General features: G+C 55.8%; 15 protein-coding genes. 5 read left to right on the top strand and 10 right to left on the bottom strand.

The features are described from left to right. Positions 1–450: 450 nt before the first annotated feature. From ahpF to ahpC (Q5Y71_RS02670), 3 genes are all read right to left on the bottom strand, one after another. Positions 451–1,992, bottom strand: coding sequence for an alkyl hydroperoxide reductase subunit F (gene ahpF, locus Q5Y71_RS02660; protein WP_306039848.1), 1,542 nt, complete (start codon positions 1,990–1,992; stop codon positions 451–453). A gap of 73 nt (positions 1,993–2,065) precedes the next feature. Continuing rightward, entirely contained in the window at positions 2,066–2,632 is a 567-nt protein-coding gene (gene ahpC, locus Q5Y71_RS02665) for an alkyl hydroperoxide reductase subunit C (RefSeq protein WP_306039850.1), read from the bottom strand. Positions 2,633–3,022: 390 nt separating this feature from the next. Beyond that, complete coding sequence (gene ahpC, locus Q5Y71_RS02670) at positions 3,023–3,589, bottom strand: alkyl hydroperoxide reductase subunit C (RefSeq protein WP_306039852.1); 567 nt, start codon at positions 3,587–3,589, stop codon at positions 3,023–3,025. 257 nt (positions 3,590–3,846) lie between these two features. On the opposite strand from ahpC (Q5Y71_RS02670), the gene Q5Y71_RS02675 reads away from it, so the two are divergent. The 3 genes from Q5Y71_RS02675 to Q5Y71_RS02685 are packed head-to-tail and all read left to right on the top strand — an operon-like array spanning position 3,847 to position 6,298. After that, positions 3,847–5,163 (top strand): DUF2157 domain-containing protein, encoded by a 1,317-nt coding sequence (locus Q5Y71_RS02675; protein ID WP_306039854.1) that lies wholly within the window; start codon positions 3,847–3,849, stop codon positions 5,161–5,163. Further along, positions 5,160–5,678 carry a GDYXXLXY domain-containing protein gene (locus Q5Y71_RS02680; RefSeq protein WP_306039855.1) on the top strand — a complete coding sequence of 173 codons (519 nt, stop codon included), beginning with the start codon at positions 5,160–5,162 and terminating at the stop codon, positions 5,676–5,678. Before Q5Y71_RS02675 ends, Q5Y71_RS02680 begins: the two co-directional genes overlap by 4 nt. Positions 5,679–5,698: 20 nt before the next feature. Next, complete coding sequence (locus Q5Y71_RS02685; protein ID WP_306039857.1) at positions 5,699–6,298, top strand: CPBP family intramembrane glutamic endopeptidase; 600 nt, start codon at positions 5,699–5,701, stop codon at positions 6,296–6,298. 25 nt (positions 6,299–6,323) lie between these two features. On the opposite strand, the gene Q5Y71_RS02690 is transcribed toward Q5Y71_RS02685, so the two are convergent. The 7 genes from Q5Y71_RS02690 to Q5Y71_RS02720 all read right to left on the bottom strand — a co-directional run bounded on the left by Q5Y71_RS02690 (position 6,324) and on the right by Q5Y71_RS02720 (position 14,338). Beyond that, positions 6,324–6,908, bottom strand: coding sequence for an exopolysaccharide biosynthesis protein (locus Q5Y71_RS02690; protein WP_306039859.1), 585 nt, complete (start codon positions 6,906–6,908; stop codon positions 6,324–6,326). 170 nt (positions 6,909–7,078) lie between these two features. Then, the gene (locus Q5Y71_RS02695; RefSeq protein WP_306039861.1) at positions 7,079–8,731 is read right to left on the bottom strand and encodes a BatD family protein; all 1,653 of its coding nucleotides are present in this window, start codon (positions 8,729–8,731) and stop codon (positions 7,079–7,081) included. Between the two features lie 117 nt (positions 8,732–8,848). Then, positions 8,849–10,702: a VWA domain-containing protein gene (locus Q5Y71_RS02700; protein WP_306039863.1), complete on the bottom strand. Its 1,854-nt coding sequence runs from the start codon at positions 10,700–10,702 to the stop codon at positions 8,849–8,851. Beyond that, complete coding sequence (locus Q5Y71_RS02705; RefSeq protein ID WP_306039865.1) at positions 10,699–11,739, bottom strand: VWA domain-containing protein; 1,041 nt, start codon at positions 11,737–11,739, stop codon at positions 10,699–10,701. The genes Q5Y71_RS02700 and Q5Y71_RS02705 overlap by 4 nt, the downstream gene beginning before the upstream one ends. Continuing rightward, the gene (locus Q5Y71_RS02710; RefSeq protein ID WP_306039867.1) at positions 11,732–12,292 is read right to left on the bottom strand and encodes a DUF4381 domain-containing protein; all 561 of its coding nucleotides are present in this window, start codon (positions 12,290–12,292) and stop codon (positions 11,732–11,734) included. Before Q5Y71_RS02710 ends, Q5Y71_RS02705 begins: the two co-directional genes overlap by 8 nt. Before the next feature lie 94 nt (positions 12,293–12,386). Further along, the gene (locus Q5Y71_RS02715; RefSeq protein WP_306039869.1) at positions 12,387–13,367 is read right to left on the bottom strand and encodes a DUF58 domain-containing protein; all 981 of its coding nucleotides are present in this window, start codon (positions 13,365–13,367) and stop codon (positions 12,387–12,389) included. Then, a complete protein-coding gene (locus tag Q5Y71_RS02720; RefSeq protein ID WP_301418476.1) occupies positions 13,367–14,338 on the bottom strand; it encodes a MoxR family ATPase in 972 nt (323 codons plus the stop codon). The genes Q5Y71_RS02715 and Q5Y71_RS02720 overlap by 1 nt, the downstream gene beginning before the upstream one ends. A gap of 315 nt (positions 14,339–14,653) precedes the next feature. Here Q5Y71_RS02720 and Q5Y71_RS02725 point away from each other — a divergent pair, with 315 nt between their 5' ends. Then, a complete protein-coding gene (locus Q5Y71_RS02725; RefSeq protein ID WP_306040039.1) occupies positions 14,654–19,570 on the top strand; it encodes an NAD-glutamate dehydrogenase in 4,917 nt (1,638 codons plus the stop codon). Positions 19,571–19,723: 153 nt separating this feature from the next. Next, positions 19,724–20,770: a quinone-dependent dihydroorotate dehydrogenase gene (locus tag Q5Y71_RS02730; RefSeq protein ID WP_306039873.1), complete on the top strand. Its 1,047-nt coding sequence runs from the start codon at positions 19,724–19,726 to the stop codon at positions 20,768–20,770.

Below are 20,770 nucleotides of genomic sequence, written 5' to 3' on the forward strand. Positions count from 1 at the left end.
TCCCAAGCAGCATGACTCAAATCAAATTGCCTCCGACAAACCCGGGGGGGGTTCACATGATGTAAAAAATGTTATTACAAGGGCGTGGGTGAAATTTTAGAAATCATAATTTGAAAATAAAAACCTTAAGGAAACATTAGAAAGCGTTTCCCCACAAACTGACGCAACAGTTTGACGATTATTTGTCGTATTTCTAACGTAAGGATGTCATAGTGAAACTTTGGTGCTACGGTTGATAACAGGTTTTTGCAGGGCATCAGAGAAAATAAGAGAATGGAGCGGCACACCACAGGCGGTGTATGCAAAATTCCGGGAGGGTGCACAGACAGCTCTTATTCTAGCGGTGGCAGTATGAATAGCCGGCATCTATCTGCCTACATATAGATACCGGCTTGATGGTGTGACCATTTTATGATCTTGGAGGTGCCCGGTGTTGACAAGCCCCTTCTTCTAGGACCGGATCAAGTAGTCAAAGGCGCTGAGTGCTGCGGTAGAACCGGCGCCCATGGAAACCACGATCTGCTTGTAGGGCACGGTAGTGGCGTCGCCGGCGGCATAGACGCCGGGGAGAGAGGTGGTTCCGCGCTCATCAATCACTATTTCGCCCATGGGATTCAATGCCACATCGGTTTTCTGTAGGAACTCTGTGTTGGGCACCAAGCCGATCTGCACAAAAACACCGGCAATCTCAAGAATTTGAGTTTCGCCAGTCGTGCGCTCGGTATAGGTGAGGCCGGTCACTTTCTTGCCGTCACCGAGCACTTCATTAGTCTGGGCATTCACGATTATTTCGATGTTATCTTTCTGTTTTGCCTTGCCCGCCAGGACGTCATCTGCACGCAACCGATCGGCAAATTCCAGTACGGTGACATGCTCGACAATACCGGCCAGGTCGATGGCGGCCTCGATACCGGAGTTGCCGCCGCCGATTACCGCAACACGCTTGCCTTTGAAGAAGGGGCCGTCGCAGTGAGGGCAGTAGGCAACGCCCCTGGTGCGATATTCCGCTTCACCAGGTACGCCCAGCGTTTTCCATCGGGCACCTGTGGCGAGTACTACCGAGCGGCTGGACAGGGTGGCGCCACTATTGAGTTCCACCTGCAGCATGTCCTTGCGCTGTAAGTGCGCGGCGCGCTGCTCTGTAATAATATCCACGCCATACTCTTTCACGTGTTGTTCCAGGTTGGCAGCGAGTTTGGGACCCTCTGTGTAAGGTACGGAAATCAAGTTTTCAATACCCACAGTGTCCATCACCTGGCCACCAAAGCGCTCCGCCACCAGTCCGGTACGAATGCCCTTGCGCGCGGCGTAAATGGCTGCTGCAGCGCCGGCCGGTCCTCCCCCTACGACCAGGAGGTCGTAGGGGACTTTTGCATTCAGCTTGGCAGCTTTACGCTCGGCGGCACCAGTATCTAGTTTGCCAATGATTTCCTCAATTGACATCCTGCCCTGGCCAAAATGGTCACCGTTTAAGTAAACGGCGGGTACTGCCATCACGTTACGTGCTTCTACCTCTTCCTGGAACAAGCTTCCATCGATCATCTCGTGGGATATATTCGGATTGAGCGTGGCTATCAGGTTCAGTGCCTGCACCACATCCGGACAATTCTGGCAGGACAGGGAGATATAGGTTTCAAAGTGGTATTTGCCCTCCAGGTTGCGCACCTGCTCCAGTAGCTCGGGATCGATTTTGGCGGGATGGCCGCCCGCCTGCAGCAGTGCCAGTACCAGCGAGGTGAATTCGTGGCCCAGGGGAATACCGGCAAAACTGACACGGGGCTTGGTGCCGACAGGTGCAATGGCCATGCTCGGGTTGTGCTTGGCCCGTTCTTGCTGCACGGCGATTTTCCCGCAGAGCGCAGAGATTTCTTCCACCAAAGCGTGCATTTCTTTGGATTTAACGCTGTTATCTGTGGATACGTGAATCGCTATCGGTTGAACAATATTTTGCAGGTAGGTGTTCAGTTGGTTTTTCAGGTTTGCATCTAACATCGGTGTTCCTTTACTTTCACAATCTCAATATTTCACCAGCCCGCCTTCTGGCGGGCTCGAGCAGTCAACGGGTTCAAATTTTTCCTACCAAATCCAGGGAGGGGATCAGGGTTTCTTCGCCCTCCTGCCATTTGGCGGGACAAACCTCGCCGGGATGTGCGGCAATGTACTGGGCAGCCTTGATCTTGCGCAGCAACTTTCCGGCATCGCGGCCAATACCACCGGCAGTAATCTCCACAATCTGGATACGGCCCTGAGGATCGGCGACAAAGGTGCCGCGATCAGCAATGCCTTCCTCTTCAATCGTCACACCAAAATTGCGGGTGATGGTGCCGGTGGGGTCGCCGATCATCGGGAACTGGATCTTGCGGATAGTTTCCGAGGTGTCATGCCAGGCCTTGTGAGTGAAGTGGGTATCGGTGGATGCAGAGTAAACTTCCACACCCAGCTTCTGAAAGGCTTCGTAGTTGTCCGCCAGGTCACCCAGCTCAGTGGGACAGACAAACGTAAAGTCGGCGGGATAAAAGAAAAACACGGCCCACTTGCCCAGCACGTTGGTGTTGCTGATATCAAGAAAGTCGCCGTTCTGGTAAGCCCTGGCGTTGAAAGGCTTTAATTCGGTTTCTATATAACGTGACATAGGGAACTACTCAAATCTTCAAGGTCTTGCCGCTAGTGGTTCAAGTATGAAATTTATGCTATCAATTAATTTTTACTGATAGAAATTATTAATATAAATAACTTTGATAGTTATTTCATATCAGTGGCTCTTCCTGATACCCATGTGCAAAAGGTGATCTGGCGCAGAGTGGTACCCGGATGTGTCCGTGGCCCCTAACCTCGGAAAGGCAGGGGAGGGGAAGGGGCGGGTTTGAGCCGGCGCGTTAAACAGGAGGGTGAAGTGTCGTATTGGAGAAACAGAGAAAACGTGCAGGTTGGTGACTGTTCTTAATGATGGCCTCAATGGCAGTGCCCGCTAGATAGCGGGCACTGCCAGTTCCAACCCAATGTGATCCGATTCAGCAATGCCTTAGATTTTGCCAATCAGGTCCAGGGAGGGCGCCAGGGTTTCTTCGCCCTCCTGCCATTTGGCGGGGCAAACCTCGCCGGGATGTGCGGCAATGTACTGGGCAGCCTTGATCTTGCGCAGCAACTCGCCGGTATCGCGGCCAATACCACCGGCAGTAATCTCCACAATCTGGATACGGCCCTGGGGATCGACAACGAAGGTGCCGCGGTCGGCAATACCTTCCTCTTCAATCATTACACCAAAATTGCGGGTGATGGTGCCGGTGGGGTCGCCGATCATCGGGAACTGGATCTTGCGGATAGTTTCCGAGGTGTCATGCCAGGCCTTGTGAGTGAAGTGAGTATCGGTGGATACAGAGTAAACTTCCACACCCAGCTTCTGAAAGGCTTCGTAGTTGTCCGCCAGGTCACCCAGCTCAGTGGGACAGACAAACGTAAAGTCGGCAGGGTAAAAGAAAAACACGGCCCACTTGCCCAGCAGGTCGGTGTTGCTGATATCAAGAAAATCGCCGCTCTGGTAGGCTTTGGCGCTGAATGGTTTCAATTCGGAATCGATGTATCGGGACATGAAAAGCTCCTTAGGATGTTTAAGATCTGATGCTGAATAAGCTTGATGGGTTGTATTCTATTTGCGCTTTCTTACTGATAAAAATAAACAATTTAAATGTGCTAAATAGGTTCCTGCTATCGGGTAGTTACCCCTGCCACAGTGCCAGTTTTGCCACCTGCCCCCTGTGGATAGGCACCACACTATCAGTACTCCAGCGGTATGGGGCATGATCCACCGGTTGCGTCCACAATGGTGTTTTTGTGTAAGGGAATGGTATGCGATTGATTCGGCTGTTAAAGCACGACCTGGCTCGGGAGGCCCGGGAGTGGGTGGCGGATGGTGTAATCAGCGAGGCCCAGGCGAGATTGATCTGTGCCCGCTATGCGGTGGACTACCACGGAGCGCCCCAGCGTGCACTCGGTTACAACCTGCTGGTAGGGCTCGGGTATTTATTTGTCGGACTGGCTGTGATCACCTTGCTGGGGGCCAATTGGGAAGAGATTCCTCGCGCCCTGCGCATGATAGGAGTGATTGCCATCACCATTGGGACCCAGGTTTTGGCTTTGCGGGTGTATCTCACCCGCGAACCCCGGGCGGGGGAGGGGCTCTTCCTGTTGGGGAATATCTTTTTTGGTGCGGCGATCATTCTGATCGCACAGATCTACCACCTGGGTGAGCATATGCCCGACGGGGTTTTCTGGTGGGCCCTGGGGTGCGTGCCGTTTGCCTTGATTACCCGCAGCCCCTGGCTTGCCATCCAGGCCAATGCACTGGCGCTTATCTGGTTTCTGCTGCAAGTCAACCTGGGCTTTTATCCGGTGCTTTTCCCACTCTTTTTGCTGGTTTCCCTGTATGTACTGATTTGGGGACGGACAAGCATCATCCTGTTGCTGATGACCATACTCAGCGGAGGCCTATGGCTTGAATATTCCCTGGCGGAATTATGGCGGTCGCAGGGACAGCGTTTTGGTTTGAACTTACTACCGGAAAATCTGGCAGTGGCGGTTGGCCTGTTTATCTTTCTGTATGTATTCGCGCACTGGCTGGCGCGGCGGCTGTCACCGACGGCCAGAGATTATGCCGCTGTGATCTCGGTGTGGTGCCTGCGTTTTGCCCTGATTGCTATGTTGATTTTCAGTTTCGAGCAGCCCTGGAAGCAACTGATTGAGGCGGACTGGCACCACCGCTACGCCATGTGGGTGGTGATTGCTGTAATAGGGGGCGCAACCCTGATGCTGGCGGTGCCGGCGAGGCGTCTGTTAGCCAGTGCAATCCAGCTTCTGACGTTGGCCGCAGTACTGTTTCTGGTGAGTCACAGTGACAGTGCTGCAATGGCTGTTTACCTGCAGGTGGCTACCAATTTTGCCCTGATCGGCAGCGGCATCTGGCTTATTTTACACGGCATTTACGCCGGTATTTCTCATTATTTTTTCCTGGGGGTAGTGTCTATTTTACTGGTTGCGCTGCTGCGGTATTTCGACCTGATGGGTGATTATGTGGGGGCAGCACTGATCTTTATCCTGTTTGCCGGCCTGCTGATCGGTGTCGCAAAGTACTGGAGGTATCGCCAAGGCAGGGAGGGCTCGCGATGAAACGCACAATCCCGATTGCTTTGGGGATGGCTATTGCCGCGCAGTGTTTAATACTCATCGGGTTGTATGTAGAGGCGCAGGTACCCCTGTGGCTTGGCGAGCCGATTCGGGTAAAGACCGTACCGGTGGACCCCCGCTCCCTGTTCCGCGGCAATTACGCCAGACTCAATTATGATTTCTCCACTATTGCTCAGTCGGCCTTTCAAGAAGATCAGCCACTGCGCCAGGGAGAGGTGGTGTATGTCTCCCTGAAAAAGCACCCGTCCGGTCTCTATGTATTTTCCTCGGCGAGTCTGGAAAGGCCGCAGAGGGGCATTTTTCTGCGGGGGCGTGTGGCGGGGAATCGCTGGAGCAATACCGGCGATTACCGCATCAAGTACGGTATTGAAGCCTACTTTGCTCCCAGGGAAAAAGCGCTGCAGCTTGAAGACGCGTTGCGGGATGGTGGAGTGGCAGAACTGATGGTGATGTCCAGTGGCAGGGCTGGTCTCAGGAAACTGGCTGGCGATGATTAACACTTGCGGGACCCGTTGAAATGACAGTACCTCAAATGACCAGGACAGGCGTCTTTCCTTTGCTGCTGGCCATACAGGCCGTCTGTCTGCTGGCTGCTGTGGTGGGGGGCTCCTTTTCCGGTGTTGAGCTGAATTTGCTGGGTGGTGCTCTCTGGGGCGCGCTTTTTTTTGCGTTGATTGGTGCACCGGCCAGTTTTGTCTCCGTGGTCTGGCTGACCCGCTCCAATACTGCTGTGGGCCGGACTCTGCGCCGGCATTGTACTCAGCTAAAACCGGTGTTCGCGGGACTCTCCATCGGCCAGATTGCAGTGATTGCCGTTGTCACGGGTATTTGTGAGGAACTGCTGTTTCGCGGTTTTTTGCAGGTTTGGTGGTCCCAGTTGAGTTCGCCATTGGTCGGGCTGTTGGGTGCCTCGCTGGTATTCGCGTTATTGCACTGGGCATCGCGGGTTTATGTTCTGCTGACCTTTGTGTTCGGGTTGATTTTGGGTCTTGCGTACCAGGCAAGTGGCAGCTTGTTGGGTGTTATTACCTGGCATGCCATGTACGATTTTCTCGTGTTGGTGACACTCGTTTATAACCCGCACTTGCTCGGTGTGGATGCAGCCGGTATCCACTGACCCGCTCCGCCTGAAGAATACCAAACTAGAGGAGTGTGCTGACGAGCAATCCTGTTAAAAGTGCGGTAACCGCAAATGCCATCAGGGCCAGCAGGCCGTCGTGGGACACCAGAGCCAGACCGAATATCGTAAGGGCGAACCCCGCGGTAGTCGCGGAAAAAGGCACTGGTTCCATCAAGGGTATGGCCAGTGCGATTAGGGAGCAAATCGCTGCGATGGCATAGGTTCCCCCCCGCCTGACCAAAAAGTCCAGGCGCGGTTGCATCCAGCGGTCGGCGAACTCTGCTGGTTTTTTCATGCCATTGAGGGCCTTGTTGAGCTTGCTTTTGGAGATGGAACGCCGCAGCAGCCACTGGGGCAGCCACACATGCCGGCGCCCCAGCAGCAGTTGAATGGCGACCAGTAACAGCAGAGCTGCCATGGCACTGGAGACACCGGGTACACCGCTGAGCGGTGAGAACAAAATCAGTCCCACCAGTAACAGGAAGGGGGCAAAAGACCTGAGCCCGATGGCTTCAATTACCAATTGCAGGGAGATGCGTTTCGAATGCCGGCTGCTGGTTTCTATTTGATCCAGCAGCTGGCTCAATCCTGTGATTTCATCCGCCATAGCGATGGTTTGGCTCTGGTGGTTGCTCCACTGCCCAAGCGCTTGCCGAGGCCAGGGCAAAGCATCCCAGGAATTTGCTCATCCCATGCCAGCCGTTTGCTGAATAGCCGCCACCCAGCCTGGGGTTACTGATAGTCTGAACTCCATGAGCGGGGATCGCCAGTTTTCTACTAACCGAACAACTTGGGCAAAGCTTCCGCCTCTTCAGTCTCTCCATTATGACCGGCCCTGCGGTCCATCAATCGCTCTACAAGCCCCTGGATTTTCCCCATGGGCAATGGCCTGGGTGGCTGTTGATAGAGAGCGGCACCCAGCAGTTCTTGCAATTCATCAAGCTCTTCAAAGCCGAGCTGGCGGGCGGCATCGGCCAGGGTAGTGCTCTCAACCTGAGGCCAGCGGGTGTGCAGCCAGTTGAGGATGGCTTGCTGGATGTGTCTGGGGTTTCCACTGTCGACAGCCCGCTTCACTGCACTGCTGCCATAGCTTTTGTGCGGCCGCGGGTTTTTAGGCACAGCCTGCCCTTTTGCGCGGATGTGCTGGCGGCGCAGGTGGTAAAAATAGAGTAGCCATAACAGGTTCGAGGCAAGTGCGGCTATCGCCAGGTTGCGCCAGAAGTGGTCCTGCACTTCGAGGCTGGGAGTACCTGGCACCAGTGTTTGCAGGGTTCCGGCCTCCTGGCTGGGAGTAGCGGGTGCAGCGCTGCCGCTAACGTTAAAACGGAAGGCGGGCAGTTGCGTAGCCCTTTGCCGATGGTTCTTGGTATCCCACCAGGTGAGGGTTATGGCCGGCAGTTGATAGCTTCCTGGCCGGGTGGCGACAATGGCTGTGGTCTCTATACGACTGCCGGTCACCCCGTCGGGACCGGTCTGGTCTTCCTGCTGGGGTTGATCCGGATAGGTCTTCAGTCCTTCCACATCCAGTTTGGGCAGTGGTGGCAGTTGCGCAGCGCGCAGACCTTCACCACGCACCGTAAGGATACGGGTAATGGGTTCCCCAACTGCGAATGTATCGGTGTCCTGGCTCCAGCTCTGTACTATACCCAGGCTCGTAGCAGGCAGCCAGTGGGCACCGCTATAGCGATCGGGTTTGGGCAGCACTTCCACGGTTTTTGCCAGGGAGCGGAGGCGCAAGCGTTGACTGTTGCGGTTGAAAAGGGAAAAGGGGTCCCTGCGCCCGGCCACTGCAGCATAGGCCAACGCTGGAATGGTGAGTTGTCCCGAGCTGTCTGCAAAGACCGCATAGGTCAATTCGTACACTGCGTAACTGGTGCCGTTCAGTTTTCGCTCGTAGCGTTGCTCATTCACTTTCTCGACGTGGGCTCCGGTGACCTGCAAGGGCTGAGTGGCAATATCGTGCAGGCCGATTGTGGTATACAGGCGCACATCCACCAATAATTGCTCCTGAACGTAGACTTTGCTTTTATCCAGTTCTACTTCCAGAAAGACTTTGCGCTCGCCATCCTCTGGGCGGCTTTGCGGTTCGCTCACGGCAATGGGGATCGCGTTGGAGACCTGGTCCTTGTAGTGGAGGGATGGAATCATTAATTCACCCTCGCGCTTGGGAGCGAGCGAGAGCGTCCATTCCACAAAGCTTTCCGCTCGACCATTGATCACGCGGTATTGGTTCGACTGTTGCCGTGAAAGAATATCAAAATCTATTTCCAGCAGTTCAAAATCGGGCTGTCCGCCACTTTCGTCACCGGAGTATCTGAGGCGCAGGTTGAAGGTCTCGTCAATAGCGATTTTATCTCTATCAACGCTGGCATTCAGTTCGCTTGCACGGGTGATGGTCGCCAAACCGAGCAGCACAAAAATGAAACACAATCCATAGAGCCCCACCCCCAATCGAATTCCTGGGCCGCGGGTCAACTGTTTTTTATTTGACCGCCTCATAGAATTGTCTGATGCCAGTGCCGTCATAAAATCGTATCACTTCTTTCCCTACCATCTTTGAGTGGCGCCATTTTCCGGGGGCTCCCACTCGCCGCTGCGATAAGCGCGACGCCTTTGCAGACTTTCATATTTGAATTTTTCGCGCATCAGGCCCGCGGGGTCGTCGGGGATCTGCCGTAGCCACTGGTCCAATGCCTGTTGAGTTTCCGGGTCCAGGTCAGATTCCCGGATACCTGTTTCAGCGGGTTCCTGGCCCCCATCCTGATTCTGTTCTTCCCCAATCTGTTGGGCTTTTGGAGATGGCTGTTCTTTTTCCTGTGGCTCGGCACTGGAGGTTTCCTGCGAGGAAGATTGTTCCCGCTTTTGTTCCTGACCGGGCTCCTGCCCGGAGGAGCGCTCTTCACGGTCAGCGGATTGCCGGTTGTCGCCCTGCTGCAGTTGCTGGCCCTGTTGTTGGCCGGCCGATTGCTGCTGTTCTTGTTGTTGTCCCTGTTGTTCTTTTGATTCCTGCTGCTGTGGGGGTTTTTGCAGCTCCTGCAATTGTTTGGCAATGCGCCGATTGTGTTCAGCGTCGGTGAATTGTGGGGCTTGTTGCAGGGCGCGGTCGTAGGCTTCAATGGCCCTGTTGTAATCCCCTTGCTGAACCAGGCTATTGCCCAGGTTGTAGAGACCTTGAGGATCATTGCTGAGGGCAAAATCCTCCTGGGCTGCGGCATAGTCACCGGCGCGATAGTTGGCAGTGCCCCGCCACTGGGGATTCCTGAATGTCTCTGCCGCTTCCGCAGGCTCACCCTTGGCAAGCAGTTGCTGACCCCGTTGGTCCTTGCGCTGCCAGAGATCTTTCCAATCGAAAGCCCGGCTCTCATTGGGCAGACCCACAAGCAGGACCAGGGGCAGGGTGCAGGCCAGTGCGCCGCGGCGGAATAGAAGGGCGGCAAGGGGCAGGATCAGCAGAATCAGCAAAGGGCCTTCATCGCGCCACTGATCGAACTCTCTCTCGATTAGTTGCGCCTGCTGTGGGCGCCCGGATTGTGGTAACAAATGATCGATATCGCTGTCGCTTACGGCAATCCTTGCATAGCGGCCGCCACTGCTTCTGGCGAGGTTACGCAGTGCACGGGGATTGAAATTGGATATCACAATCGCCCCTTCCCTGTCTGTGACAAAGCCACCGCTGGTACTCCGGGGTATTGGGCTCCCCTCGCCACTGCCCACGGCGAGAATATTGAGCGCTACACTGGCATCGGCAAGCGACTTGGCTACGGTATCCAGGGCCATTGGGTCAATACCGTCTGTTACCGCGAGGAGCTGACCGCGGCCGGCAGCCCCGTCTTTAAGAAGGCGAATGCCGGTTTCCACGCCCATTTCAATATTGCTGCCGGGTACCGGCATCACAGAGGGGGAGAGTGCGGGAACCAGGTTGGCAATGGTGGCAGTATCCTCGGTGAGCGGTGTCACTACGTGGGCCTCGCCGGCATAGGCCACCAGAGCCGTCAATCCGTCCTTGCGTTCTCGCAGAATATCCAGGACTTTCAGCCGCGCGCGCGTGAGACGGTTGGGGGAGAGATCTGTCGCCATCATGGAGGGGGACAGGTCCAGCAAAATTACCAGGGCGTCCTGATTGCTGTATATCGGTGTGGGCAGTTTCCGCCAGGTAGGGCCGGCCAGGGCGAGAATCATCGCGGCCATCAGGGCAAAAACCAGTGCAAACAGCCAGGGGCGTTTGGCCCCTCCGCGCAACAATAGGTGCGGTAACAGGTCTGCATCAATCACTTTTTGCAGTTGTGCACTGTTGAGAACGGTCTTCCAGAGCCCCCAGCAAAGCAGTGCGGCCGGTATCAGCAGCCACAGCCAGTAGGGGCGCAGAAAGTGAAAGGACTGTAGTAGATCTGGCATATTCATTGTGCCCGGCCTCCGCGGACAGCCGTGTGGTTAAGACGGCCTCCCGCGTGGCTCAAAGAGGCAGCAAGTGGCGTCAGGGCCCAGATACCCGACAGTAACAGGGCGGCGCCCAGTGGCCAGAAAAAGAGAGATTTCAGCGGTCGATAACTTTCCGCTTCCTGTTCTACCGGCTCAAGGGCATCCAGTTCGGCGTAAATCTCCGCCAGTTCCCGGGGGTTGTGGGCGCGGAAGTAGCGCCCGCCGGTTTCTTCCGCGATGGCTTGCAGTGTCTTGCTGTCCAGATCCCTGGAGGGATTGATCCTGCGGCTGCCAAAGCGACTGCCCAAAAGCCCTTGCTGCACCATCTCATCAGCGCCCACACCGATGGTATAGACAGTAATTCCGGCCTGTTGTGCCAGTTGTGCCGCTTTGAGTGGAGAGACCTCCCCAGCGGTATTGGCACCATCGGTCAGCAGGATAAGAACCCGCTGTTCGGCGGGGCGCTGGGTGAGCCGCTTCACGGACAGGCCAATGGCGTCGCCGATAGCGGTGCCCTGACCGGCAAACCCAATCTGTGCCTCGCGCAATAATGTACCGACGGTTTCCCGGTCATAGGTGAGCGGTGCCTGAAGATAAGCGCGGGTGCCGAACAGTACCAGCCCCAGCCGATCGCCTTTGCGGCGCTCGACAAAATCCCCGACGACCTGCTTGACGGCGTCGATACGCATGGCTGGGCGGCCCCCAATCAGCATATCTGGAGTTTCCATACTGCCGGAAATGTCTACGGCCACCAGCAGGTCACGGGCGCTGCCAGCCTGGGTAATGGGCTCGCCGTACCAGCGCGGGCGGGCAGCGGCGCAGATCAGCAACAGCCAGAGGAGGCTGAGTAGCAGCAGGTTGAACAGATTACTTTGACCGCCGCTGTCGCGGTGTGACAAGGCCGCATAAAAAGGGACTTTGAGTGCGCTGTTTAAGGGTTTGGCGCGGGGCAACAACCAGCGCAGCAAAAGTGGCAGCGGGGTGAGAAAAAAAACCCAGAGCCAGGCAAACTCAAACACGGCTGGTCTCCCGGTTTGGCTCGGCAGAAGGCATTCCTTGCGCAGGGTGGCCGTGTTGTTCCACCCAGCCAATAGCGTATTCTCGCAACACGTTGTTTTTTTCCGGGTCGTCAGTATCGCGATACAACTGTTCTAGCAGAACCTGCCTTGCATCGGAAGGGCATGGCAATGGGGCGGTATTTTGCAGAAATGTCAACCACTGAGGGCCGGTGAGATTGGCGCACTGCATACGGCCAAAGCCGGTCACGGCGACCCGCTTTAGAATTTCGTTCATCTCGGCACTGGCTGTGGACTGGCTGGTGTCGACCGCTCTCAAAAGGGCCACAGCTTCGATCCGATAGCGATTGCGGCGGGCTTTTATGCGTCGGCGCACGATTCCCAAGGCAACGCCCACCAGACAAGCCGAGATCAGTGCCGCGAGCAGCCACCATCCTGGTGCAGGCGGCCACCAACTGACGGAAGCAGGCTCTCGTATGTCGTGTAGTTGCGCCAGCAGTTCCCGGGCTTGCGGGGAAGGCGCTGGTGTTTGTTGCCGTTTGGTCCCTCTCAGCATAACGGCTCCCAGGCGGTTACAGACTTGCCGACGACCGTGCTTTTGAGCGTCTGGCGACAACCGTTGGCAGATATTGAAACGCCCACCTTATCACTCACGGTTGCCCCCTTTTTCTGTTTCTGTAGCAGTTGTTTTTCTGGTGTGACCCATAGAAGGACATCAGCTCCGGCACCAGGGGTTTGGTGTTGTCAAAGTCCAGTAACGGCAGCCGGTGGCGGCGGCAGAGCTGCTCCACTTCGATACGAAGGCGAGCCTGTTCCTTTGCGAAAGCGTCCCGCTGGGAGCGGTTAACGGCATTCAGAAAAGTGCGCTGGAGGCCGTCTGTGATCGTCATCGAGTGTGCCGGAAGTTTTTGCTCCAGAGGATCGGTTACCCGAATTACCTGCAGGTCCGCTTGTCGGGATAGCAGGTATAGGGGTTGCGAACAGGGTTCATTGAGGTCGTGACAGTCGCTGATCAGAAAAAGGGCACTGCCGGGGCGGGCGATGCGGCGGGCCTCTTCCAACAGGGTCTTCAGGGAATGACTGCCATTTTCCGCTACCGGACTGCTGAGTTCGCCCGCCCTGGCCACCATACTGTGAATCATTGCCAGTACGGCGTGGTGACTGCGCCGCGGACGAACAGTATCAATCTCCCGGTCTGAAAAAAGCAGGGCGCCAATACGATCGCTGTGCAGCAGTCCGGCCCAGCCGAGTGCTGCGGCAATGCCGCTGGCGGCTACAGATTTAAAAGCGCGATGGCTGCCAAAGAACATCGGTGAGCGCAGATCCAGCAGGATAACCACCGGCCTTTCCCGCTCCTCCTGGTAGAGTTTGGTATGGGTTTTGCCAGTACGTGCTGTAACGCGCCAATCAATAGAGCGGACATCGTCACCGGCCTGATAGCCCCTGACCTCCTCAAAGTTCATGCCGCGGCCGCGGTAGCGGGTGAGCAGATTGCCGGCCTGGTCGCTGCGCGCCAGGCGCGGTTGAAACAATTGCAGCTGGCGCGCTGCATAGCGCAATTGTACCAGCGGGCCCACTTGTGGATAGGCGCCGCGCAATTCCGAATCTAACTGGGGGGCTGCAGCTTGCATCAAATGGCTGGAACCTGCTGCAGCAGTCGCTCTATTACCTGGCCGGTGTTAATGCCGGCGGCTTCGGCTTCAAAACTGAGCAACAGGCGATGGCGTAAAATATCGGGAGCCACATCCATTACGTCGTCTGGGGTCACATAATCACGGCCGGCAAGCCAGGCTCGAGCGCGGGCACAGCGATCCAGGGCAATGGTTGCCCTGGGACTGGCGCCAAAATCTAACCAGGACGCCAACTCACGGTCATACTTCATTGGCTCACGCGTGGCGATGACAAGTTGCACAGTGTAGGTTTCCACTGCCTCAATCATCTGCATGTCCAAAATTTGCTTGCGGGCCTGAAAGATGGTCTCCTGATTGATCACGTCGTCAGGGCGATTTTCGCCAAGGCTAGCCTCGGATCTGGCCAGACGCAGAATTTTTGCTTCCGCCTCTGCATCCGGGTAGGCAAGATTCACCTGCATTAAGAATCGGTCTAACTGAGCCTCTGGTAGAGGATAGGTGCCCTCCTGCTCAATAGGGTTTTGAGTGGCCATCACCAAGAATAACTGTGGTAGCGGATAGGTTTTCCGCCCTACACTGATTTGTCGCTCTGCCATGGCCTCCAACAGTGCGGACTGCACTTTGGCGGGAGCGCGATTGATCTCATCGGCCAGGATCAGGTTGTGAAAGACCGGTCCTGGCTGGAAGTGGAACTCACCGGTTTCCGGCCGGTAAATATCAGTACCAGTAATATCTGCCGGCAACAGGTCCGGTGTAAATTGAACGCGATGGAAGTCTCCCTCAACAGCTTCGCCCAATGTTTTAATCGCCTTGGTTTTGGCCAGGCCCGGAGCGCCCTCCACCAACAGGTGGCCGTCTGCAAGCAGGGCGATCAATATGCGGTTGACCAGCGTTTTCTGACCGATAATCTGCTCTTCCAACCAGTCGCCCAGGGCGACAATGCGATCTCTGATATTCCGGTTTGCTTCCATAGCATCTCTTCTTTTGCGAATGTGCCCGCCGAGTCGAATTGGCTGGCTATCTGCGATCTTTTATATATAGTCGCCCCTATTGGGGTTGGCTCCGTTGATTTTAACGGCACCAGAAGAAGAGGCAAGTACGTAACAACGGATCATCGGCAAGGCGACAAAATTTTGAGGTTGTTCTGTCAGACCTCAAAGGGTAACTGAAAGTGAACTTGTAGGACTCACTCCGGCTGCAGTCCGGGGATGAGATGACCGTCTTTTCGGATCTACAGTTATTGGATCGGGTGAGACAAAAATGCGATTGGGAGGTTCCCCGTGAATATGGCGACGGTGATTACCAATAGCCGTGAAGAGTTGGTAGCACAAATTTGTGAGCTGATTCGCGATAAGCTGGCGAGTGAGGCCGAGCCAGTGGTGGCCTTTGCACAGCAGTTTCTTCACCAGTATCCGTTGGAAGACCTGGCGGGCCGACGACTTGTGGATGTCTACGGCTGCATCTACTCCTGGTGGAACTTTATTCAGCAGCGCCCCAGCGACCTTCCCAAGGTGTGGATCTTCAATCCGCGTCTGGAGGATGATGGCTGGGAATGTACCCATACGGTGATCGGGCTGTTGCAGCGGGATATGCCATTTCTGGTGGATTCCGTGCGAATGGAGGTCAATCGGAGAAATACCGTCATCCATTCCATCAAAAGTACGGTATTGCATCTTGAACGCAATAGCAGTGGTAAGTTGAAACATCTGCTTCCCGCCCCCGGAATGTCGCCGGATTTGTCCTACGAGCATCTCTCGACACGCAAGAGCAAACCTGGCAAAGGAGGGGGAAAGCGGGTCGAAGCCCTGATTTATATCGAGGTGGACCGCGACACCTCGGCGGAGTTCACCTCTGGATTGACCGCTACCTTGAAAGAGATTCTGGGCGAGGTGGAATTGGTGGTAGATGATTACGCGCCTCTGCTCGAAACCTGCAGCCAGATGGAGGGCCAGTTACAGACCGGGCTTTCGGAAGACGACACCAATCTGCTGGAGGCATGCGCTTTCCTGCAGTGGATGCGCGATGGCAACTTTACTTTCCTGGGCTATCGGGAATACGAGTTCAGCCAGGTGGACGACAAGAAGATTCTGAGCGAGATGGAAGACCGGCGCCTGGGGATTTTCAAGAAGTTGCAGGAGACGGCTGCTCCCATGCCGGAGACCGCTTTCAGCGAGGGCAAGCAGCGCTTTTATCAGGGCCCCAATTATCTGACGTTCGCCAAATCCTCGGTGAAATCCCGTGTGCACCGCAGTGCCTATTCGGATTACGTGATGATCAAGCGCTATAGTGCGGAAGGCGAGGTCATCGGCGAGTCGGCGTTTATGGGGCTTTATACCTCCCCGGTGTATACAGAGAGCCCCGCCAAGATCCCGATTATCCGGCGCAAGATGGCGTCTATCATCGAGTACAGCGGTCTGACAGGCCACGGCCACGATGGCAAGGCGCTGCGCCGTATCCTCGACACCCTGCCCCGCGACGAGCTGTTTCAGGGCAGCACACAGGAATTGTTCGACGTGGTGATGGGGGTGCTGAGCCTGAATGAACGCGCGCAGATCCGTCTGTTTATGCGCCGCGACCCGTTTGGCAAGTTTGTCACAGCGACGGTGTATGTGCCGCGGGAACAATTCAGCAGTAGCGTGCGTGAGCTGATTTGTTCCCATATAAGCCGAGCCATAAAGGCCAGGGATTCGGATTTCACCACCTTCTTCTCCGAATCCATTCTCGCGCGGGTGCATTTTGTCTTCCGCGTTTCACCTGAAGAACCTGTGGATATAGATGTAGCGCTGTTGGAGGCGCAGATTGTGGATATAACCCGCTCCTGGGAAGATGTATTTCAAAGATCGCTCATTGAAAGCAGTGGGGAGGAGGAAGGCAACCGGCTCTTTCGCATCTACGGGCGCGCTTTCCCGGCGGGCTATCGTGAAGATTTTGAACCGCGTATCGCGGTACAGGATGTCACCGCCATCCAGGGGTTGGATGAGCACAACCGCGTCGCCATGAGTTTCTACCAGCCTGCCGGTGCAGCCCAGGGCAGCCTCCGTTTCAAAGTCTTTAACTGGGGCAGTGGCCTGACCCTATCAGATATTATCCCGGTACTGGAGAACTTGGGTCTGCGGGTAATCGGTGAGTTCCCCTATACGATCCGCCCCTGTGGCGGCACCGATGTGTGGATGCACGAGTTTTACCTCGAGTTTGGCCTGGCCACCAAAATCGATGCCCAGGCTTCCCGCAACCTGTTCCAGGATGCCTTCTCGGCTATCTGGAGTCAGACCGCCGAGAGCGACGCCTTTAACCGCCTGGTATTGGCCGCCCGCTTGAACTGGCGTGAAGTATCCATGTTGCGCGCCTATGCCCGCTACCTGAAACAAACAACATTCAGTGCCAGCCAGGACTATATCGCAGCAACGCTGGCCAGTCATGTGGAGATTACCCGCAACCTGGTGGCGCTTTTCCGCGCGCTGTTTGATCCGCGCCTGAGTTCCGGCAAGCAGGAGCAGACCCGGGTTGAACGGTTGATTATTAAAATTCACGATGGATTGGATGGGGTCGAAAATCTCAATGAGGACCTGGTGCTGCGTCGCTACCTGGAATTGCTGCTGGCAACCCTGCGCACCAACTTTTTTCAGAGTGATGCCGAGGGGCGCTCCAGAGATTACATCTCAATCAAGTTCAGTCCGCGGGATATTCCAGGTATTCCCGAGCCACGCCCCGAGTTTGAGATTTTTGTCTACTCACCGCGTGTAGAAGGAGTGCACCTGCGCGGCAGTAAGGTGGCCCGGGGTGGCTTGCGCTGGTCGGACCGCCTGGAGGATTTCCGCACCGAGGTATTGGGGCTGGTGAAGGCCCAGGCGGTAAAAAATGCGGTCATCGTTCCCAGCGGTGCAAAAGGGGGGTTTGTGATACGTCGCCCGCCGGCGGGTGGCAGCGGCGAGGCTGTGCTGGAAGCGGGAATTGCCTGCTATAAAACCTTTATCCGCGGCCTGCTGGATATCACCGATAACCTGAGGGATGGTGAGATCGTCCCGCCACCATTGGTCGTGCGCCGGGATGAGGACGACCCCTACCTGGTGGTGGCGGCGGACAAGGGGACCGCTTCCTTCTCCGATATCGCCAATGGCATTGCCAAAGACTATGGTTTCTGGTTGGGCGATGCCTTTGCCTCCGGCGGCAGTCAGGGGTATGACCATAAGAAAATGGGGATTACCGCCCGTGGTGCCTGGGTATCTGTACAGAGACACTTCCGCGAAATGGGGGTGGATGTGCAGAAAGAGGATTTCTCCGTCATTGGTATCGGTGATATGGGTGGCGATGTTTTTGGGAATGGCATGCTGTTATCCGAACATATTCGTCTGAAAGCCGCCTTTAACCATATGCACATCTTTATTGATCCCGATCCGGATGCGTCCAGCAGTTTTGCGGAACGCAAGCGCCTGTTTGACCTGCCCCGCTCCAGTTGGAGAGATTACAACCGCGAGCTGATCTCCGAAGGCGGTGGCGTTTTCGAGCGCCGTGTCAAGGCGATCAGGATCTCCCCGCAGATGAAAAGCACCTTTGATATCCAAGAAGACCAACTCACGCCCAATGCGTTGATCAGTGCACTGCTGCGAGCGCCGGTGGATTTGATCTGGAATGGCGGCATTGGTACCTACGTCAAGGCCGCTACAGAATCCGATGGCGAAGTGGGGGACAAGTCCAATGACCATTTGCGTATTAATGGGCGTGAGCTGCGCGCGAGGGTCTTCGGTGAAGGGGGCAACCTGGGCATGACCCAGCGCGGTCGCATTGAATACGCTCTGAATGGCGGCCGCTGTAATACCGATTTTATCGACAACGCCGCCGGTGTGGATTGTTCCGACCACGAGGTGAATATCAAGATCCTTCTCGATCGGGTGGTGGCAAGCGGGGATCTCACCGACAAGCAGCGCAATCAGTTGTTGGATGGAATGACCCACTCCGTGAGCGATCTCGTACTGCGTAATAACTACGATCAGACCCGCGCATTAAGCATTGCTGAGTATCAGGTTTCCAACCGTCTGGATGAATACCGGCGCACCATTAATGGGCTGGAGGATGACGGCCGCCTCAATCGGGCACTGGAGTTTATCCCTGACAACGAACAGATTTCCGAGCGGCTGCACAAAGGGCAGTGCCTCACCCGTCCGGAATTGTCGGTTTTGATTTCCTATGTGAAAGTGCAGCTCAAAGAAGCGCTGCAAGGTTCAGAGATTACCGATAACCCCCAAGTGCGTCGGGCTGCCGAATCCGCCTTTCCCGCGGAGCTCGTGGCGCGATACCAGGACCAGATATACAGCCACCCGCTGTTGCGTCAGATTGTGGCCACCCAGGTGGCCAATGAAATGGTCAACAGTATGGGGATCACATTCTATAATCGCATCAGCACCGCCACCGGGGGGAATATCGATGATGTCGCAGCGGCCTATGTGAGTGCCCGCGATGTCTACAGCATGCGAGAGTTCCAGGAGCAGGTGGTTCAGCTCGACTACAAGGTACCGGCGGAACTGCAAACCGAGCTGCTGAATTCCATGATTGGCCGGGTGCGCCGTGCCACCCGCTGGTTTCTGCGCAATCGTCGCAGTGATTTAGAGCCGGCGCACAATTGTGCGTTGTTCCAGGAGCCGGTACAGCGCGTCATCCAGGCCCTGCCTAAAATCCTGAGCGGAGATCCACTCAGTGAGTGGGAGCAGCGTTACCAGAAGCTTTTGGAAGCGGGGGTGCCAGAGCCTCTGGCACTTCTGTCAGCCTCCCCAACTTATCTCTATTCGGCGCTTGGTATCTCCGCGTCGGCGCGGGTCAGTGGGAAGTCGGTGGAAGAGGTTGCCATCGTGTATTTTCGGCTTTCCGACGCGTTGAATCTGCACTGGTTCGGCAATCTGATTGTCGATCTGCCGGTCGACAGTTTCTGGCAGGCACAGGCCCGGGAAACCAGCATGGATGATCTGGACAACCAGCTCTCGACCCTTGCGGTCAACATTCTGCGCCTTGCCAGCGGGGAGAAATTGGATGTCGACACTGCGATGAAGCGATGGAGCGCTATTATGGGGCCTGCTATTGCGCGTTGGCACACGATGATTGCCGAGTTAAAAGCAGCCTCTATGGGTGATTTTGCGATGTTTACGGTGGCTCTGCGTGAGTTGATGTACCTGGCACAGGCTACCGCAGACTGCGAATCCCTGGAAGAATAACAAACTCATAAGTTCCAGCCATTGTTTGATTGCCGGATTGGTATGGATAAGAAGGACCCCTGTGGTTGGTCCCGACCAGGTATTTGTGAAACCCGAATGCTTCGTTTGCCCTTCCCGTGGCAGAGAGGTAGTCACCCCCCATTAAGGTAAGGTATGTATTCAACACTGCGTAAGGCATTGTTCGCGCTCGATCCCGAGCGCGCCCACCATTTCTCACTGGATGCAATCGGGGCCGCCGAGCGCCTCGGTCTGATGTCGCTGTTCACAAAACCCATAGCGCATGATCCTGTCGAATTGATGGGTCTGACGTTACCCAACCCCGTGGGCCTGGCTGCAGGGCTGGACAAGAATGCGCAGGCATTCAACGGATTGGGGGCACTGGGTTTTGGTTTTATCGAAGTGGGGACTGTGACACCGCGCCCGCAGCCAGGCAATCCGCAACCGCGCCTGTTCCGTGTGGAAGAGGCTGGTGCTCTGATCAATCGTATGGGCTTTAATAACCTCGGTGTCGATTACCTTGTACAGCGGGTGCGACATCGCCGCTACAAAGGGGTACTGGGCATCAATGTGGGCAAGAACTTCGATACGCCGGTTGAGAAAGCGGCGGAGGACTACTGCCTGTGCATGGAAAAAGTATATCCTTTTGCAGATTACATTACTGCCAACGTGTCCTCTCCCAATACCCGTGGGCTGCGGGATCTGCAGTTTGGCAAAAGCCTGAAACATCTGCTGGAGCGAATCAAGGACAAGCAGCTGCAGATGGCACAGAAGAGTGACCGCTATGTGCCCGTGGCAGTGAAGATTGCCCCGGATCTGGATGGGGAGGCTATCACCCAGATTGCCGAAGTGTTGTGTGAGTACAGTATCGATGGCGTGATTGCGACCAATACCACCATCGATAAGTCCTCGGTGGCCAGTCTGCCCTATGGAAACGAGGAAGGCGGTCTCAGCGGCAAGCCGCTACGACAGCGCTCGACCCAGGTCATTGCGCAATTGGCCAAGGTGTTGCACAAGCAGATCCCCATTATCGGTGTGGGCGGTATTTTTGACGGAACCTGTGCGGTGGAAAAGATTCGTGCCGGTGCCACTGCCGTGCAGATCTATACCGGGTTTATTTATCGGGGACCGGCACTCATTCGCACTGCGGCGCAGGCCCTTGCCCTGGAACGCCGTCGCTCGGTCGGGCATCACTCCCAATAG

Source organism: Microbulbifer sp. 2205BS26-8, from assembly GCF_030731025.1.
Lineage (GTDB): Bacteria > Pseudomonadota > Gammaproteobacteria > Pseudomonadales > Cellvibrionaceae > Microbulbifer > Microbulbifer spongiae.

Excerpts from the sequence above, each read along its gene's own strand:
- ahpF (WP_306039848.1), bottom strand. The coding sequence starts at position 1,992 with ATGTTAGATGCAAACCTGAAAAACCAACTGAACACCTACCTGCAAAAT.
- ahpC (WP_306039850.1), bottom strand. The coding sequence starts at position 2,632 with ATGTCACGTTATATAGAAACCGAATTAAAGCCTTTCAACGCCAGGGCT.
- ahpC (WP_306039852.1), bottom strand. The coding sequence starts at position 3,589 with ATGTCCCGATACATCGATTCCGAATTGAAACCATTCAGCGCCAAAGCC.
- Q5Y71_RS02675 (WP_306039854.1), top strand. The coding sequence starts at position 3,847 with ATGCGATTGATTCGGCTGTTAAAGCACGACCTGGCTCGGGAGGCCCGG.
- Q5Y71_RS02680 (WP_306039855.1), top strand. The coding sequence starts at position 5,160 with ATGAAACGCACAATCCCGATTGCTTTGGGGATGGCTATTGCCGCGCAG.
- Q5Y71_RS02685 (WP_306039857.1), top strand. The coding sequence starts at position 5,699 with ATGACAGTACCTCAAATGACCAGGACAGGCGTCTTTCCTTTGCTGCTG.
- Q5Y71_RS02690 (WP_306039859.1), bottom strand. The coding sequence starts at position 6,908 with ATGGCGGATGAAATCACAGGATTGAGCCAGCTGCTGGATCAAATAGAA.
- Q5Y71_RS02700 (WP_306039863.1), bottom strand. The coding sequence starts at position 10,702 with ATGAATATGCCAGATCTACTACAGTCCTTTCACTTTCTGCGCCCCTAC.
- Q5Y71_RS02710 (WP_306039867.1), bottom strand. The coding sequence starts at position 12,292 with ATGCTGAGAGGGACCAAACGGCAACAAACACCAGCGCCTTCCCCGCAA.
- Q5Y71_RS02715 (WP_306039869.1), bottom strand. The coding sequence starts at position 13,367 with ATGCAAGCTGCAGCCCCCCAGTTAGATTCGGAATTGCGCGGCGCCTAT.
- Q5Y71_RS02720 (WP_301418476.1), bottom strand. The coding sequence starts at position 14,338 with ATGGAAGCAAACCGGAATATCAGAGATCGCATTGTCGCCCTGGGCGAC.
- Q5Y71_RS02725 (WP_306040039.1), top strand. The coding sequence starts at position 14,654 with ATGGCGACGGTGATTACCAATAGCCGTGAAGAGTTGGTAGCACAAATT.
- Q5Y71_RS02730 (WP_306039873.1), top strand. The coding sequence starts at position 19,724 with ATGTATTCAACACTGCGTAAGGCATTGTTCGCGCTCGATCCCGAGCGC.